Origin of the sequence: Streptomyces yatensis, from assembly GCF_018069625.1 — a bacterium.
Taxonomy (GTDB): Bacteria; Actinomycetota; Actinomycetes; order Streptomycetales; family Streptomycetaceae; genus Streptomyces; species Streptomyces yatensis.
On the sequence record NZ_CP072941.1, the window covers coordinates 5,170,546 to 5,184,302 of the forward strand.

11 protein-coding genes are annotated in these 13,757 nt (G+C 73.1%); 1 reads left to right on the top strand and 10 read right to left on the bottom strand.

The window, feature by feature from the left end; all coding sequences use genetic code 11:
* Nucleotides 1-41 precede the first annotated feature (41 nt).
* A complete protein-coding gene (locus tag J8403_RS21560) occupies nucleotides 42-1,616 on the bottom strand; it encodes a protein kinase domain-containing protein (protein WP_211124602.1) in 1,575 nt (524 codons plus the stop codon).
* Nucleotides 1,617-1,927: 311 nt separating this feature from the next.
* Between J8403_RS21560 and J8403_RS21565 the strand changes: the two genes are divergently transcribed.
* Nucleotides 1,928-3,568, top strand: a complete 1,641-nt coding sequence (locus J8403_RS21565) for a protein kinase domain-containing protein (protein WP_211124603.1) — start codon at nucleotides 1,928-1,930, stop codon at nucleotides 3,566-3,568.
* A gap of 145 nt (nucleotides 3,569-3,713) precedes the next feature.
* On the opposite strand, the gene J8403_RS21570 is transcribed toward J8403_RS21565, so the two are convergent.
* From J8403_RS21570 to pdhA, 9 genes are all read right to left on the bottom strand, one after another.
* Nucleotides 3,714-4,283, bottom strand: coding sequence for a bacterial proteasome activator family protein (locus J8403_RS21570; protein ID WP_211124604.1), 570 nt, complete (start codon nucleotides 4,281-4,283; stop codon nucleotides 3,714-3,716).
* A 63-nt stretch (nucleotides 4,284-4,346) separates the two neighbouring features.
* Nucleotides 4,347-4,889, bottom strand: a complete 543-nt coding sequence (locus tag J8403_RS21575; protein WP_211124605.1) for a hypothetical protein — start codon at nucleotides 4,887-4,889, stop codon at nucleotides 4,347-4,349.
* 231 nt (nucleotides 4,890-5,120) lie between these two features.
* Nucleotides 5,121-6,098 carry an NAD(P)H-quinone oxidoreductase gene (locus J8403_RS21580; RefSeq protein ID WP_211124606.1) on the bottom strand — a complete coding sequence of 326 codons (978 nt, stop codon included), beginning with the start codon at nucleotides 6,096-6,098 and terminating at the stop codon, nucleotides 5,121-5,123.
* A 10-nt stretch (nucleotides 6,099-6,108) separates the two neighbouring features.
* A complete protein-coding gene (locus J8403_RS21585) occupies nucleotides 6,109-7,164 on the bottom strand; it encodes a potassium channel family protein (protein ID WP_211124607.1) in 1,056 nt (351 codons plus the stop codon).
* Nucleotides 7,161-9,197 (bottom strand): molybdopterin molybdotransferase MoeA, encoded by a 2,037-nt coding sequence (locus J8403_RS21590; RefSeq protein ID WP_425519819.1) that lies wholly within the window; start codon nucleotides 9,195-9,197, stop codon nucleotides 7,161-7,163. Before J8403_RS21590 ends, J8403_RS21585 begins: the two co-directional genes overlap by 4 nt.
* Nucleotides 9,194-10,039: an NTP transferase domain-containing protein gene (locus J8403_RS21595; protein WP_211124608.1), complete on the bottom strand. Its 846-nt coding sequence runs from the start codon at nucleotides 10,037-10,039 to the stop codon at nucleotides 9,194-9,196. Before J8403_RS21595 ends, J8403_RS21590 begins: the two co-directional genes overlap by 4 nt.
* Nucleotides 10,040-10,093: 54 nt before the next feature.
* Nucleotides 10,094-11,392, bottom strand: a complete 1,299-nt coding sequence (locus J8403_RS21600; protein ID WP_211124609.1) for a dihydrolipoamide acetyltransferase family protein — start codon at nucleotides 11,390-11,392, stop codon at nucleotides 10,094-10,096.
* Nucleotides 11,392-12,441 carry an alpha-ketoacid dehydrogenase subunit beta gene (locus J8403_RS21605; RefSeq protein WP_211124610.1) on the bottom strand — a complete coding sequence of 350 codons (1,050 nt, stop codon included), beginning with the start codon at nucleotides 12,439-12,441 and terminating at the stop codon, nucleotides 11,392-11,394. Before J8403_RS21605 ends, J8403_RS21600 begins: the two co-directional genes overlap by 1 nt.
* A complete protein-coding gene (gene pdhA, locus J8403_RS21610) occupies nucleotides 12,441-13,583 on the bottom strand; it encodes a pyruvate dehydrogenase (acetyl-transferring) E1 component subunit alpha (protein ID WP_211124611.1) in 1,143 nt (380 codons plus the stop codon). The genes J8403_RS21605 and pdhA overlap by 1 nt, the downstream gene beginning before the upstream one ends.
* Nucleotides 13,584-13,757: the final 174 nt, after the last annotated feature.

Genomic DNA, 13,757 nt, shown 5'->3' on the forward strand with positions numbered 1-13,757 from the left:
CCCCTACGGCTGCCGGGGGCGCCGGGGGCGCCCCCGGGCCGTTACGGGATGCCGCCGTCCGTGGCGCCCGCCGTACCGGTGGGGTCGGTGGTGGGCTCGGTCGGCCCGTTGTCGGTGGGCTCGGTGGTCGGCTCATTGCCGCCCGGGGTGGTCGGCTCCTCGGTGGGCTCGTTGGTGCCCGGGTCCGTCTCCGAGTCGGTCGGCTGGTCCGTGGGGTCTTCGGAGTACGAAGGCGTCGGGTCGCCGGACGGGGTGTAGTCGTCGCCCGTGTTCCCGCCGGTGGAGTTGTCGGTCGGGACCGAGTCGTCGCTGGTGTCGTCGGTCGGCTTGTCGCTCGGCTCGGTGGTCTTGTCCTGGGTGACCGACGTCTTGGGCTTGGTCGGCTGCTTGTTGTCGTCCTTCTTGCCGGCCTGCAGGGCGAAGGCGACCCCCACCGCGACCGCGATCACCGCGAGCACCGCGATCAGCCACACCTTGCCGCGGCCCTTACGGCGGCCGGAACCGCCGTGGTAACCGCCGTCACCGCCCCCAGGGCCGCCCACGATCGGCTGCTGGGAGGTCTCGCCGTGGCCGGGGTGGGGCAGCGCGGTGGTCGCCCCGGGTACGCCCGGCATGCCCATGGCGGGGGTGGCCGCGCCCAGGTGCTGGGTGACCGGGCCGGTGCTCCAGACGCCGGTGTGGCCGCCCGCCTCATGGAGCATCTGCAGCGCGTACTGGACCATGCCGCGCATTTCCTCGGCGCTCTGGAACCGGTCGTCCGGGTCCTTGGCGAGGGAGCGCATGACCAGGCCGTCCAGCTCCGGCGGCACGGTACCCGAGGTCTCCGAGGGCGGCACCGGGGTGTCCTGGACGTGCTGGTAGACCACCGACAGCGGGGTCTCCCCGGTGAACGGCGGGCGCAGCGCCAGCAGCTCGTAGAGCAGACATCCGGTGGCGTACAGGTCGGAGCGGTGGTCCACGGCCTTGCCGAGGGCCTGCTCCGGCGAGAGGTACTGGGGTGTGCCCATGACCATGCCGGTCTGGGTCATGGTGGACTGCGCGCCGTGCAGGGCGCGGGCGATGCCGAAGTCCATCACCTTGACCGCGCCGCTGTGAGTGATGATGACGTTGGCGGGCTTGATGTCACGGTGCACGATGCCGTGCTGATGGCTGTAGGCGAGCGCCTCCAGCACCCCGGAGACGATGATCAGCGCCTGATCCGGCGGCGGGGCCTCGGCGTTGAGCAGCAGATCGCGGATGGTCCGGCCCTCGACCAGCTCCATGACGATGTACGGCACGGTGTTCTGGCCGACGGTGTCCTCGCCGGAGTCGTAGACCGCGACCACGGCGTGGTGGTTCAGCCCCGCGACGGACTGTGCCTCGCGGGTGAAGCGGGCCTTGGACACCGGGTCCTCGGCCAGATCGGCGCGGAGCAGCTTGACCGCGACCGTCCGGCCGAGCCGGAGGTCCTCGGCGGCGAAGACTTCCGCCATACCGCCGCGGCCGAGACGACCGGTAAGCCGATATCGACCATCGCCGACAAGTCCTCCGTTACCCCACGCTTCGGGCAAGTCCGGCATGCCGGACCCACTGGCGTCAGGTTCGGAGGGCCCCTGGGCGCTCTGGGTCTGTGCCATCGGTCCTCGCCGTCTCGTTCTCGGTGGGGGTCTGGTCGAGATCGCCCCGCCCACGGGCGGTACGGTTCCTGCTAGGCACGCTACAGCCTTCGCGCCGTACATCGGTTGGTGATGGACCGGCCATCAAACCTGTTGACGCCAAAGCGATGCAAATCGCGTGACGGGTTCTTGCTCATCCGGTCACGGAACGGGCACGCGGCTTGACGTGTCCGTGGCCTGGGGCAGACTTGGCCACGATATCCAGAACATCAAGATCAATGCGTCGAAACGTGCGCGTCAGAGTAGTGAGTGCGCCGAGGGGGAAGTACGAAATGAGCCAGTACGGCGCATCCGGCAGGTATCACGGCCACTCTCTGGCGAACGGCCGCTATCAACTGCGTGACCTGCTGGGCGAGGGCGGAATGGCCTCCGTTCACCTGGCCTATGACTCCGTACTGGACCGCCAGGTCGCGATCAAGACGCTCCACACCGAGCTGGGCCGCGAGCAGTCCTTCCGCGAGCGGTTCCGCCGCGAGGCCCAGGCTGTAGCGAAACTCACGCACACCAATATCGTCTCGGTCTTCGACACCGGCGAGGACTCCGTGGACGGCTCCCTGATGCCGTACATCGTCATGGAGTACGTCGAGGGCCAGCCGCTGCGCGCGGTTCTGGACGCCGATGTCCGGCAATACGGTGCGATGCCGACCGAAAAGGCACTGAAGATCACCGGCGATGTGCTGGCGGCACTGGAAATCAGCCATGAGATGGGGCTGGTCCACCGCGACATCAAGCCCGGCAACGTGATGATGACCAAGCGTAATGTGGTCAAAGTCATGGACTTCGGCATCGCCCGCGCCATGCAGTCCGGGGTCACCTCCATGACCCAGACCGGCATGGTCGTCGGCACCCCGCAGTACCTCTCCCCCGAGCAGGCGCTGGGCCGCGGCGTCGACGCCCGCAGCGACCTGTACTCGGTCGGCATCATGCTCTTCGAGCTGCTGACCGGACGGCTGCCCTTCGACGCGGACTCGCCGCTGGCCATCGCGTACGCGCACGTCCAGGAGGAGCCGGTCGCGCCCTCCACGATCAACCAGTCCATTCCCCCGGCGGTGGACGCGCTGGTCGCCCGCGCCCTGAAGAAGAACCCGAACGAGCGCTTCCCGACCGCCGAGGCCATGCGCGACGAATGCGCCCGGGTCACCCGTACCGGCCAGACCGGCGCCTCCCCGATCATCATCAGCGGCGGTCCGCCGGCCCGCAGCGGCGTCGGTGTCGGCTCGGCGGTCTTCCCGCCGATCGACCAGCAGACGCCCGCCCCCGGCCCCGGGAGCGTCCAGACGCCGTACCAGCCGCAGCCCTCGGCCGGGCAGTTCGGCGCCTTCGGCCCGTCCACCCCGGCCCCGGCCACCCCGCCGATGGGGCAGCACGGCTACCAGACCCCGACGCCGTCGTACCAGGGCCCCAGCACCCCGCCGCCGTACAGCATCTCGCCCTCGGCGCCGTCCGGAGGCGGCGGCAACGGCAACAAGCGCGTGATCATAGGCTCCGCCGTGGTCGCGGCGGTCGCGGTCATCGCCGTGGGCCTGGCCATCGCGTTCAGCGGTGACGGCGGCTCCAAGGACGAGAACAAGGGGGGCGGGGGCGGCGGACGGGCGAAGCCGTCGGCCTCCGACACCGCCGCGGGCTTCCGCATGGGAGACAAGACCAAGACGATCGAGGCCTCGAGGTGCACCGACGCCTACGAGAACTCGAACGAGAAGGGCACGTACTCGGTGCCCGACTTCCAGAACCTCTACATCGACTCGGTGAAGAAGTGCATCCGCGCCGCGGGCTGGAAGTACCGCGTGGTGCCCCAGGACGAGAATCTGTGGGGCAAGGGCACCGTCCTCAATTACACGTACCGGAACTACGAGCCGTACAACCCCAAGACGGACACCATCGAGCTGACCGTCTCCACGGGTAACCCGGGGTAGCCACGGCTCCGCGCCGATCACGCACCCGGCGCACCCCGGCGGACGCACCCCGCACGACTCCCGCCCGACTCCGCTCCACGCATGACGCCGCGGGCCGCACCTTCCGGTGCGGCCCGCGGCGTCGTTTCGTCGTGCGGTGCGTGGCTCAGAGATACGGACCCGAGCGGGCGCCGCCCGGCTTGGGCGCGTCCTCGTCCTCCTCGCCCCCGCCGAGCCCGGGCGGCAGCGCCCGGCGCATCTGCTCCAGCTGGGCGCGCGCCGCCATCTGCTGCGCGAACAGGGTGGTCTGGATGCCGTGGAACAGCCCCTCCAGCCAGCCGACCAACTGGGCCTGGGCGATGCGCAGTTCCGCCTCGGTGGGCACCGCCTCGTCCGTGAAGGGCAGCGACAGCCGCTCCAGCTCCCCGATCAGCTCGGGTGCGAGCCCGTCCTCCAGCTCCTTCACCGAGCTGGAGTGGATCTCCTTGAGCCGGACCCGGCTGGCCTCGTCGAGGGGTGCGGCGCGCACCTCCTCCAGCAGCTGCTTGATCATGCTGCCGATCCGCATGACCTTCGCGGGCTGCTCGACCATGTCGGTCACGGGAATCTCGCGCGACTCGTCGTCACCACTGCCCTCGCCTGAAGCGGGAGCACCGCCGCCGAGTGCCATGCCGTCCGGGCCGACGACCAGGACGTGCGGGCTCTCCTGCGCTCGTTCGTTCATCGGCTGGTTCATACCCCTATTGTTCCGCACCGGCATCCGGTCCGGCGGTCGAGGGTCGAGGATTCGGCGCCGATGTCAGCGGCGGCGCAGTCGCAGACCGAAGAACGCCAGGCCGAGGCCGAGACCGGTGAGCGCGAGACCGGTGCCCAGCGGCAGCACCCGCATCGCCCGCTCGCTGGGCTCGGCGGCGGTCCGCTGAGCGCCGTAAGGCTGCCCGGAGGGGAACGGCTCGCGCGCCTGGTGGCGGTCCGGACGCTGCGGCATGGGGAGGGAGGACGGCGTCCACTCGGGCACCAGGGAGAACCGCCCGGTCCCCTCGTCGCTCTCGTTCCCGCTCTCGTTCCCGTATCCGTCCGGGTCGCCGTCCCCGTCCCGCGTTCCGGCCGAGGGGTCCTCGTCCGGCGGTGAGGGGGCGGGCGGCCGGATACGGCCGGGGTGGGTACGGCCCTCGCCCGCCCGGGTGCCCGCCAGCCCGCCGTCGTCGTCGGCGGCGGGGGTGGTGGCGGCGGTGGAGGTGGCGGATGCGGCGTGGGCGGCCTGGGCCGCCTGGGCGGCGGTCAGGGCGGTGCCCGCCAGCAGGGCCGCCGCGGGGAGTGTGCGGAGTATCGCGGGGTTCACGGTGGTCACCCTCCCGTGCCGAACCGTAGCGTAACGGGATCAGCGTCACATGAGGGTACGTACCGGGCACTCTGGGCGCCGCCGTACGGACCGCGACACCGCTATGGCTGCGACGCCGCCGTCCGTACGGCCGGGGCCGGGCCGGGGCCGGGCCGGGGCCGGGCCTGCCCGCGCCGCTCAGGTCGTCAGCAGGGCCGGTGCCGGGCCACTCCGGGCGTCTGCCCGCGCCGCTCAGGTCGTCAGCAGGATCTTCCCCACGTGCTCGCTGGCCTCCAGCAGCCGGTGGGCCTCCGGGGCATCCCGCATCGGAACGGTGCGGTAGACGATCGGGCGGACCCGGCCGCCCGCGATCAGCGGCCAGACATGCTCCCGCACCGCCGCGACGATCGCCGCCTTCTGCGCCAGCGAGCGGCCCCGCAGTCCGGTGGCCGTCACGGCGGCGCTCTTGGAGAGCAGAGCGGCCAGGTTCAGCTCGGCCTTCGTCCCGCCCTGCAGCCCGATGATCGCCAGTCGGCCGTTGGTGGCGAGCGTCTCCACATTCCGGGCGAGGTACTTCGCGCCGACGATGTCCAGGATGACGTCGGCCCCCACGCCGTCGGTGGCCCGGCGGACCTCCTCGACGAAGTCCTGCTCGCGGTAGTCGATCAGGATGTCGGCGCCCAGCTCCCGGCAGGCCGCCAGCTTCTCCGGGCCGCCCGCGGTGACCGCGACCCGCGCCCCGACCGCCTTGGCCAGCTGGATCGCCATGGTGCCGATACCGCTCGATCCGCCGTGCGCCAACAGCGTCTCGCCCGGCCGGAGATGGGAGATCATGAAGACGTTGGACCATACGGTCGCGGTCACTTCGGGCAGCGCGGCGGCCGTGACCAGGTCCACGCCCTCGGGGAGGGGCAGCAGCTGCCCCGAGGGAACCACCACCTTCTCCGCATATCCACCGCCCGCGAGCAGGGCGCACACCTCGTCGCCCACGGCCCAGCCGGTGACGCCGGGGCCCAGCGCCGAGATCCGGCCCGAGCACTCCAGTCCGGGGTAGGGCGCGGCTCCGGGGGGCGGCGGATAGACGCCCTGGCGCTGCAGCACATCCGCGCGGTTGACACCGGCGGCGGCCACGTCGACCAGGACCTCGCCCTCACCGGGTTCGGGATCGGGAACCTCGGCCCACACCAGGGCTTCGGGGCCACCGAGTTCGGGAATCGTGATCGCATGCATGGCCGCGAGGCTACTCCTGGACCAGCGGCGCGCGAACGATCGTGATCAGCCGGTCGGCCGCCTGCAGCGGGCTGGCGTCGGGGTCGTCGTACGCGAGCAGACGATGGCCGCGCAGCACCGACACCACGAGGTCGTCGGTGTCCCGCACCGACTTGCCCACCTCCGCCTTCACCACCGTGCGCTCCACCAGGTCCAGGCCCGAGCCCTGCTGGATCAGATCCTCGATCACCGCCCCGGCCGTCGGGCTCTGCACGCTCATGCCCAGCAGCCGGCCCGCCGCGCTGGCGCTGGTGATCACCGCGTCGGCTCCGGACTGGCGCAGCAGCGGCGCGTTCTCCTCCTCGCGGACCGCCGCCACGATGTTGGCGCCCCGGTTGAGCTGCCGGGCCGTCAGCGTGACCAGGACGGCGGTGTCATCGCGCTGGGTGGCGATCACGAACTGGCGGGCGCGCTGCGCCTCCGCGCGCAACAGCACATCGCTGCGGGTCGCGTCGCCCACCACGCCGGCGAACCCGTCCGCGTTCGCCGCCTCGATCACCTTGTGGTTGGGGTCGACCACGACCACCCGGTTCTTGGCCAGCCCCGTCGCGCAGAGGGTCTGCACCGCGGACCGCCCCTTCGTGCCGAAGCCGACGACGACGGTGTGATCACGCAACGCTGACCTCCAGCGGTTCAGGCGGTACTGCTCGCGGGTCCGTTCGGCCAGGACTTCCAGTGTGGTACCGACCAGGATGATCAGAAAGAGCACGCGCAACGGCGTGACCAGCAGGATGTTGCTGAGCCGCGCGCTGTCGCTGTACGGCACGATGTCGCCGTATCCGGTCGTCGACAGCGTGACGGTCGAGTAGTAGACGGCGTCGAGGAAGTCGACGTTTTCGTCGGAGTTGTCGTGGTAGCCGGTGCGGTCGACGTACACGATGACCACGGTCAGCACCAGCACCAGCAGCGCCAGCAGCAGTCGACTGGCGACCTGGCGCAGCGGGCCCGCGCGGAAGCGGGGCAGATGGACGCGGTGGCCGCCGTCCTCGGGAGTGCGGGCGGCCGCGTCATGGCTGGGCAGCTTCACGCCGGGCCCTCCTCGGGGGATATGTCCTCGCCGTCCCGGTGGCCCGCTGCCTTGTCCGTGCGGTGGCTCGCTCGGGGTGCGCGGTGGCCGGCTTGGGGTGCCCGGTGGGCTCGGTCCGCGGGGCGCCCTTGGTCCGCGTGGCGGGCTTGGTCCGCGGGGCGGGCTTGGTCCGCGCGGCGCGCTTGGCCCCCGTAGCTCAGTTGCTCGGTCGCGATCGCCGACCACGGGAGATCCAGCACCTCGACCTCGGTGCCCCGCTTCGCCCCGCCCGGCGGGATCACGGCGAGGCCGTCGGCCACCGCGATTCCGCGCAGCATCGCCGGACCGTTGAAGCGCAACGGCACCGCCGCGTCCTGCCGGAAGGTCACGGGGACCAGCCGGGTGTCCCGCGGATGCCCCTGTACGGCCTCGGCCAGCGGGGCCGGGCCGGGGGCGGGGGCCGGGCGGCCCGTCAGCGTCCGCAGCAGCGGCTCCGCGAGGGTCAGCAGACCGGACACCGCCGCGAGCGGATTGCCCGGGAGCCCCACCAGATGGCGGGCGGGGCGGGTTTGAGGTCCGGGGGTTTCGGACTTTTCGGAGGTCCCGGGGCCTTCGGGGCTTTCGGGGCTCTGAGGGTTCTCGCGGCTCTCGCGGCTCTCGCGGTGCTCGGGCTTCTCGCGGTGCTCGGGTGCCAGGCGGGCGAGCAGCATGGGGTGGCCGGGGCGCACCGCCACCCCGTCCACCAGCAGTTCGGCGCCCAGGCGGCGCAGGGTGGGGTGGACGTGGTCCACCGGGCCTGCGGCCGTGCCCCCGGTCGTCACGACGACATCGGCGGACGACTCGGCCACCGCGGCGCACACCGCGTCCGCCTCGTCGGCCAGCCGCCGGGTGCCCGTGACCTCGGCACCGAGCGCCCGCAGCCACGGCCCGACCATCGGCCCCAGCGCGTCCCGGATCCGGCCGTCGTGCGGCAGCCCCTCGGTGAGCAGCTCATCGCCGAGGACCAGCACCTCGACGCGCGGCCTGCGCACCGTCGGCAGTTCGTCGTACCCGGCCGCGGCGGCCAGGCCCAGCACGGCCGGGGTGACCAGGGTCCCGGCGGGGAGCAGCTGATCGCCGCTGCGGCACTCCTGGCCGCGGGTGCGGATGTCCTGGCCGAGGACGACGGGGTGGGCGGCGGACGCGTGGAGCCAGCCGTCGTCCGCGGCGGTGCCGTACTCGCTGCGCAGCACGGCGGTGGCGCCGGGCGGGACGCGGGCGCCGGTGGCGATGCGGACGGCGTGGCCGTCGGGCAGGGCGGCCGCCTCACCGTGTCCGGCGAGGATGCCATGGTCCTGGCCCTCGTCATCGGTGGGCAGCCGCCAGGGGCCGGGGCCCGCGAGCGCCCAGCCGTCCATGGCGGAGGTGTCGAAGGGCGGCAGATCGGTGAGTGCGGCGAGCGGTGCGGCCAGGACCTGCCCGAGCGCCTCGGACAGCGGCCGCATCACCGGGGCGGCGTGGGCGGCCTCCTTGACGGCGGCGCGGGCGGCGATGGCGCGGGCGTCGGGCCAGGAGGTGGGGCTGGGGTGCGGTTCGTCCATGAGGGGGTGCGGGTGGGAGGTGGGGGCGGCTGGGGTGCGTTTCGGGTGCGGGGCCGGGGTCTGCGGGGCGGGGGCGCTGGACCGCATGCTTTTGCTGCCAGTCCCCTCTGACGTCGAGTTACCCAGAAATTGGCGCCACACGTATACGTCGGCGTCCGAAATCCCCTCCCCGCCCGCCCCGTCCCCTCCCCTCTCCTCGCGGCTCGCCCGCCGTTTCCCCGGCCGCTCATGGGCCAGGTCGAGTGCGGTCTCGGCCCAGTCCGTGCCGGTCGAGCCGGCGCTGCCACCGCGGCCTCGTTCCGGGGCGGGCCGGTCCGGGCGGCCGTTGGCCAGGTTGAGGGCCGCGTCCGCCCAGTCCTCCTCGTCGGAGTACCCGGGGCCCTCCGGTGCGGGCTCCGCCTCGTTGGCCAGCGCCAGCGCCTCGTCGACCTCTCGATCGAGCGGGTCCCCGTCCCGGGGGGTGCGTGGTGTCACTGCTCCTCGGCCCAACGTGCGGCCAGCGCCGCGGCCTTCTCGGTCGCGGCGGCCAGTGCCTCCGGGCCGCCGCCCTTCTGGGCCGCGGCGTAGCCGACGAGGAAGGTGGTCAGGGGGGCGGCGGGCCGGGCGACGCCATGTGCGGCGTCACGGGCCAGATCGAGTAGCGCCGCGGTGTCGACATCCAGGTCGATCCCGAGCTCGGCCTTGACTGCGGTAATCCATTCATCCAACACGCGTCCATGCTCCCTGATCCGTGCTCGAGCCGTGGTGATGTCCTCCCAGGTGTCGCAGTCGAACGACGCCGTGGGGTGCGGGAGGCGGGCCAGTGCCAGCTCGGAGACGAGGAGGCGCAGGGGCAGCCCGCCGAGGCCGCCGTGTTCGGTGGCGAGGAGGGCGATCTCGCGGCGCAGCGGCTCGGCGCGGTAGGCGGCGACGAGGGGCTGCTGGCGGCCGTCGGAGTCGATGAGCACGGCGCCTTCGGTGCCCTCGACGCCGTCGGTGCCCTCGATGCCGTCGAGGAGGGTCTCCACGGTTTCGGGGGTGAGGAAGGGCAGATCGGCGGAGAGGACGAGGACGACGGGGGCGGTGGTCTGCCGGACGCCCGCGTCGACGGCCGCGACCGGGCCGCCGCCGGGGGGCTCCTCCCGGGCCCACCGCACGGGCCGCACCGTGGGCCTGCGCGGGCCGACGACGACGGTCCGCCCGGCGCCGCGGCAGGCGTCCAGCACCCGGTCGAGCAGGGCACGCCCGCCCACCCGCAGTGCGGGCTTGTCCACCCCGCCGAGCCGCCGGGCGGCGCCCCCGGCCAGGATCACCGCGTCATACGCACCTGGAGTCACCCCATGAGTATGGCGCCGCCCGGCATCCGCTACAGCCGTCGCAACAACACTCCGCTACAGCCGTCGCAACAACACCAGGGGCTGCTCCACGCAGTCGGCCACGTACCGCAGGAATCCGCCGGCGGTGCCCCCGTCGCACACCCGGTGGTCGAAGGTGAAGGAGAGCTGCACCACCTGGCGCACCGCCAGCTCGCCCTGGTGCACCCAGGGCTTCGGGGTGATCCGGCCGACCCCGAGCATCGCCGCCTCGGGGTGGTTGATGATCGGCGTCGAGCCGTCGACCCCGAAGACCCCGTAGTTGTTCAGGGTGAAGGTGCCGCCGGTGAGCTGCGCGGGGGCGAGCGTCCCGGTCCGCGCGGCCTCGGTCAGCCGGGCGATCTCCTCGGACAGCCCCTCTATGGTCCGCGTCTGCGCGTCGCGCACCACGGGGACCACCAGACCCCGGTCGGTCTGCGCGGCGAAGCCGAGGTGGACGTCGGGGAGCCGGATGATCTCCCGGCCTTCCCAGTCCACCGTGGCGTTGAGCTCGGGGAAGCGCGCCAGGGCCGCCGTGCAGATACGGGCCAGGAGGGCGAGCACCGAGACCTTGGGCCCGCCCGCGGTGTTCATCGCCGCGCGGGCGGCGAGCAGTTCGGTCGCGTCGGCGTCCACCCAGCAGGTCGCGTCGGGGATCTCGCGCCGGCTGCGGGCGAGCTTGTCGGCCACGGCGCCCCGCACACCGCGCAGCGGAACCCGCTGCCCCTCCGAGGCGACCGCGGGGGCGGGCTCGGGCGCGAGTGCGGGGCCGGGTGCCGGGGCGGGCGCGGCCGCGGGGGCCGCCACCGCTCGCTCCACGTCGGCCCGCAGAATCAGCCCCTCCGGGCCCGATCCCTTGAGCCGGCGCAGATCGACGTCGTGCTCCCGGGCCAGCCGCCGTACCAGGGGCGAGATCACCGGCAGGGGCCCGGCGGGGGCCACCGCCACCGTCTCGCGCGGCGGCCCGGGGGAGAGCTGGACGCGACGGCGCCGCGCGGCGGGACCGGCCGTGCCATAGCCGACCAGCACATTGCCCGATCCGCCGTCGGCCGGGCTCTCGGTGACCGGCGGAGCGGAGCCGTCGTCCGAGCCCTCCGGCACGGCGACCGTGATCAGCGGCGCCCCGACCGGCACCTCCGCGCCCTCCTCGCCGTAACGGGCCGTCACCACGCCGCCGTAGGGGCACGGCACGTCCACCATCGCCTTGGCCGTCTCGACCTCGACCACCGCCTGGTCGACCGCGACCACATCACCGACCTGGACCAGCCAGCGCACGATCTCGGCGCCGGTCAGCCCCTCGCCCAGATCGGGCAGGGTGAACTCCCGTACGACAGCCATCAGACGGCGCTCCCCTCGGTCCACTCCGACTCCCACTGCAGCCGGGCGACGGCGTCCAGCACCCGGTCCACACCGGGCAGATGGTGCCGCTCCAGCATGGGCGGCGGGTAGGGGATGTCGAATCCGGCGACCCGCAGCACGGGCGCCTCCAGATGGTGGAAGCAGCGCTCGGTGACCCGGGCGGCGATCTCCCCGCCGGGCCCGCCGAAGCCGGTGGCCTCGTGGACGACGACCGCGCGGCCGGTGCGGCGCACGGAGGCACACACCGTGTCGTCGTCGAAGGGGACGAGCGAGCGCAGATCGACGACCTCCAGATCCCAGCCCTCGGCCCGGGCCGCCTCGGCGGCTTCGAGGCACACCGGCACGGAGGGGCCGTAGGAGATCAGGGTGGCGCTCTGCCGGCCGCCGGTGGCGGGCCTGCGCACCACCGCGCGCCCGATCGGCGGCACCTGCTCGGGGGCGTCGGCCGACCAGTCGGCCTTGGACCAGTACAGCCGCTTGGGCTCGAGGAAGATCACGGGGTCGTCGGAGGCGATGGCGGCGCGCAGCAGCCCGTAGGCGTCGGCGACGGTCGCGGGGGCGACGACATGGAGGCCGGGGGTGGCCATGTAGTAGATCTCGGAGGAGTCGCTGTGGTGCTCGACGCCGCCGATGCCGCCCCCGTAGGGCACCCGCACGGTGATCGGCATCGGCATCGCGCCCCGGGTGCGGTTGCGCATCCGCGAGACATGGCTGATGAGCTGCTCGAACGACGGGTAGGCGAAGGCGTCGAACTGCATCTCGACCACCGGCCGCAGCCCGTACATGGCCATGCCCACGGCGGTGCCGAGGATGCCGGCCTCGGCGAGCGGCGTATCGGTGCAGCGGTCCTCGCCGAACTCCTTGGCGAGCCCGTCGGTGATCCGGAAGACGCCGCCCAGGGTGCCCACGTCCTCGCCGAGGACATGGACGGACGGGTCGGCGGCCATGGCGTCGCGCAGCGCGCGGCCGAGCGCCTGGGCCATGGTGGCGGGCTTACGGGCGGTGTCGGCCCCGATGGCGGTGGTCATCACTCCCCCTTCCCGGAGTCGCCGGCCTCGGCGTCGAGCTCCGCGCGCAGCTGGGCCGCCTGCTCGCGCAGCTGGCCGGTCCGGTCGGCGTAGACGTGCTCGAAGAGCTCCATGGGATCGAGGACCGCGTCCTGGTGCATGCGCGTGCGCAGATCGGCGGCGAGCCGCTCCGCGGACTCCCGGGCGGCCCGGACTCCCTCGTCGTCCAGCAGACGGCGATCCCGCATGGCGTCCTCCAGGAGCGCTATCGGGTCGTGTGCCTGCCACGCCTCGACCTCGGAGTCGGGGCGGTAGCGGGTGGCGTCGTCGGCGTTGGTGTGGGCGTCGATGCGGTAGGTGACCGCCTCGACCAGGGTGGGGCCGCCTCCGCCGCGGGCCCGGCGCACCGCCTCCGCCAGGACCTGGTGGACGGCGGCCACGTCATTGCCGTCGACGAGGCGGCCGGGCATCCCGTACCCGACCGCCTTGTGGGCGAGGGAGGGCGCGGCGGTCTGCTTGGCGAGCGGGACGGAGATGGCGAAGCCGTTGTTCTGCACGAGGAAGACCACCGGGGCGTGCCAGACGGCCGCGAAGTTGAGGGCCTCGTGGAAGTCGCCCTCGCTGGTGCCGCCGTCGCCGACCAGGGCGAGGGCCACGACATCGTCGCCCTTGAGGCGGGCGGCGTGGGCGAGGCCGACGGCGTGCGGCAGCTGGGTGGCCAGCGGGGTGCACAGCGGGGCCACGCGGTGCTCGTGGGGGTCGTAGCCGGAGTGCCAGTCGCCGCGCAGCAGGGTCAGGGCGTCGACGGGGTCGAGCCCGCGGACCACGGCGGCCAGGGTGTCGCGGTAGCTGGGAAAGAGCCAGTCGCGGTCCTCCAGCACCAGCCCGGCCGCGACCTGGCAGGCCTCCTGCCCGGTGGAGGAGGGGTAGACGGCCAGCCGGCCCTGCCGGGTGAGGGCGGTGGCCTGGGTGTTGTAGCGGCGGCCGCGCACCAGCTCGCGGTGGAGCCGGGTCAGCAGATCGGGGGAGATGTCGGCGGCAGCGGCGGTGCCCAGCAGGCGGTACGGCTCCGCGTCGGGCAGCAGCGGCGCGGCCTCGACGCGGGGCTGCCAGCCGGGCGGGGGAGTGGGCCGGTAGGCACCGGGCTGCTCAAGGACCGTCATGTCGCGACCTCCTGGGCGTGGCGTACGGCGGGAGGGCGGGACGTGCCGTGCGGCATCGCCCTCCCCCTACCGATTGTTCGGTCGTTGACGCATTTTGGCTACAGGCGACCCAAGCCTGTGGACAAACGGTTCTGCAGCGCCTGTGATGAAGACAGGACGTCCATGAAGGGGAGG

Bases quoted from the DNA above. Each gene is read 5' to 3' on its own strand.
- J8403_RS21560 (WP_211124602.1), bottom strand. From the start codon at position 1,616: ATGGCACAGACCCAGAGCGCCCAGGGGCCCTCCGAACCTGACGCCAGT.
- J8403_RS21565 (WP_211124603.1), top strand. From the start codon at position 1,928: ATGAGCCAGTACGGCGCATCCGGCAGGTATCACGGCCACTCTCTGGCG.
- J8403_RS21570 (WP_211124604.1), bottom strand. From the start codon at position 4,283: ATGAACCAGCCGATGAACGAACGAGCGCAGGAGAGCCCGCACGTCCTG.
- J8403_RS21580 (WP_211124606.1), bottom strand. From the start codon at position 6,098: ATGCATGCGATCACGATTCCCGAACTCGGTGGCCCCGAAGCCCTGGTG.
- J8403_RS21600 (WP_211124609.1), bottom strand. From the start codon at position 11,392: ATGGCTGTCGTACGGGAGTTCACCCTGCCCGATCTGGGCGAGGGGCTG.
- J8403_RS21605 (WP_211124610.1), bottom strand. From the start codon at position 12,441: ATGACCACCGCCATCGGGGCCGACACCGCCCGTAAGCCCGCCACCATG.
- pdhA (WP_211124611.1), bottom strand. From the start codon at position 13,583: ATGACGGTCCTTGAGCAGCCCGGTGCCTACCGGCCCACTCCCCCGCCC.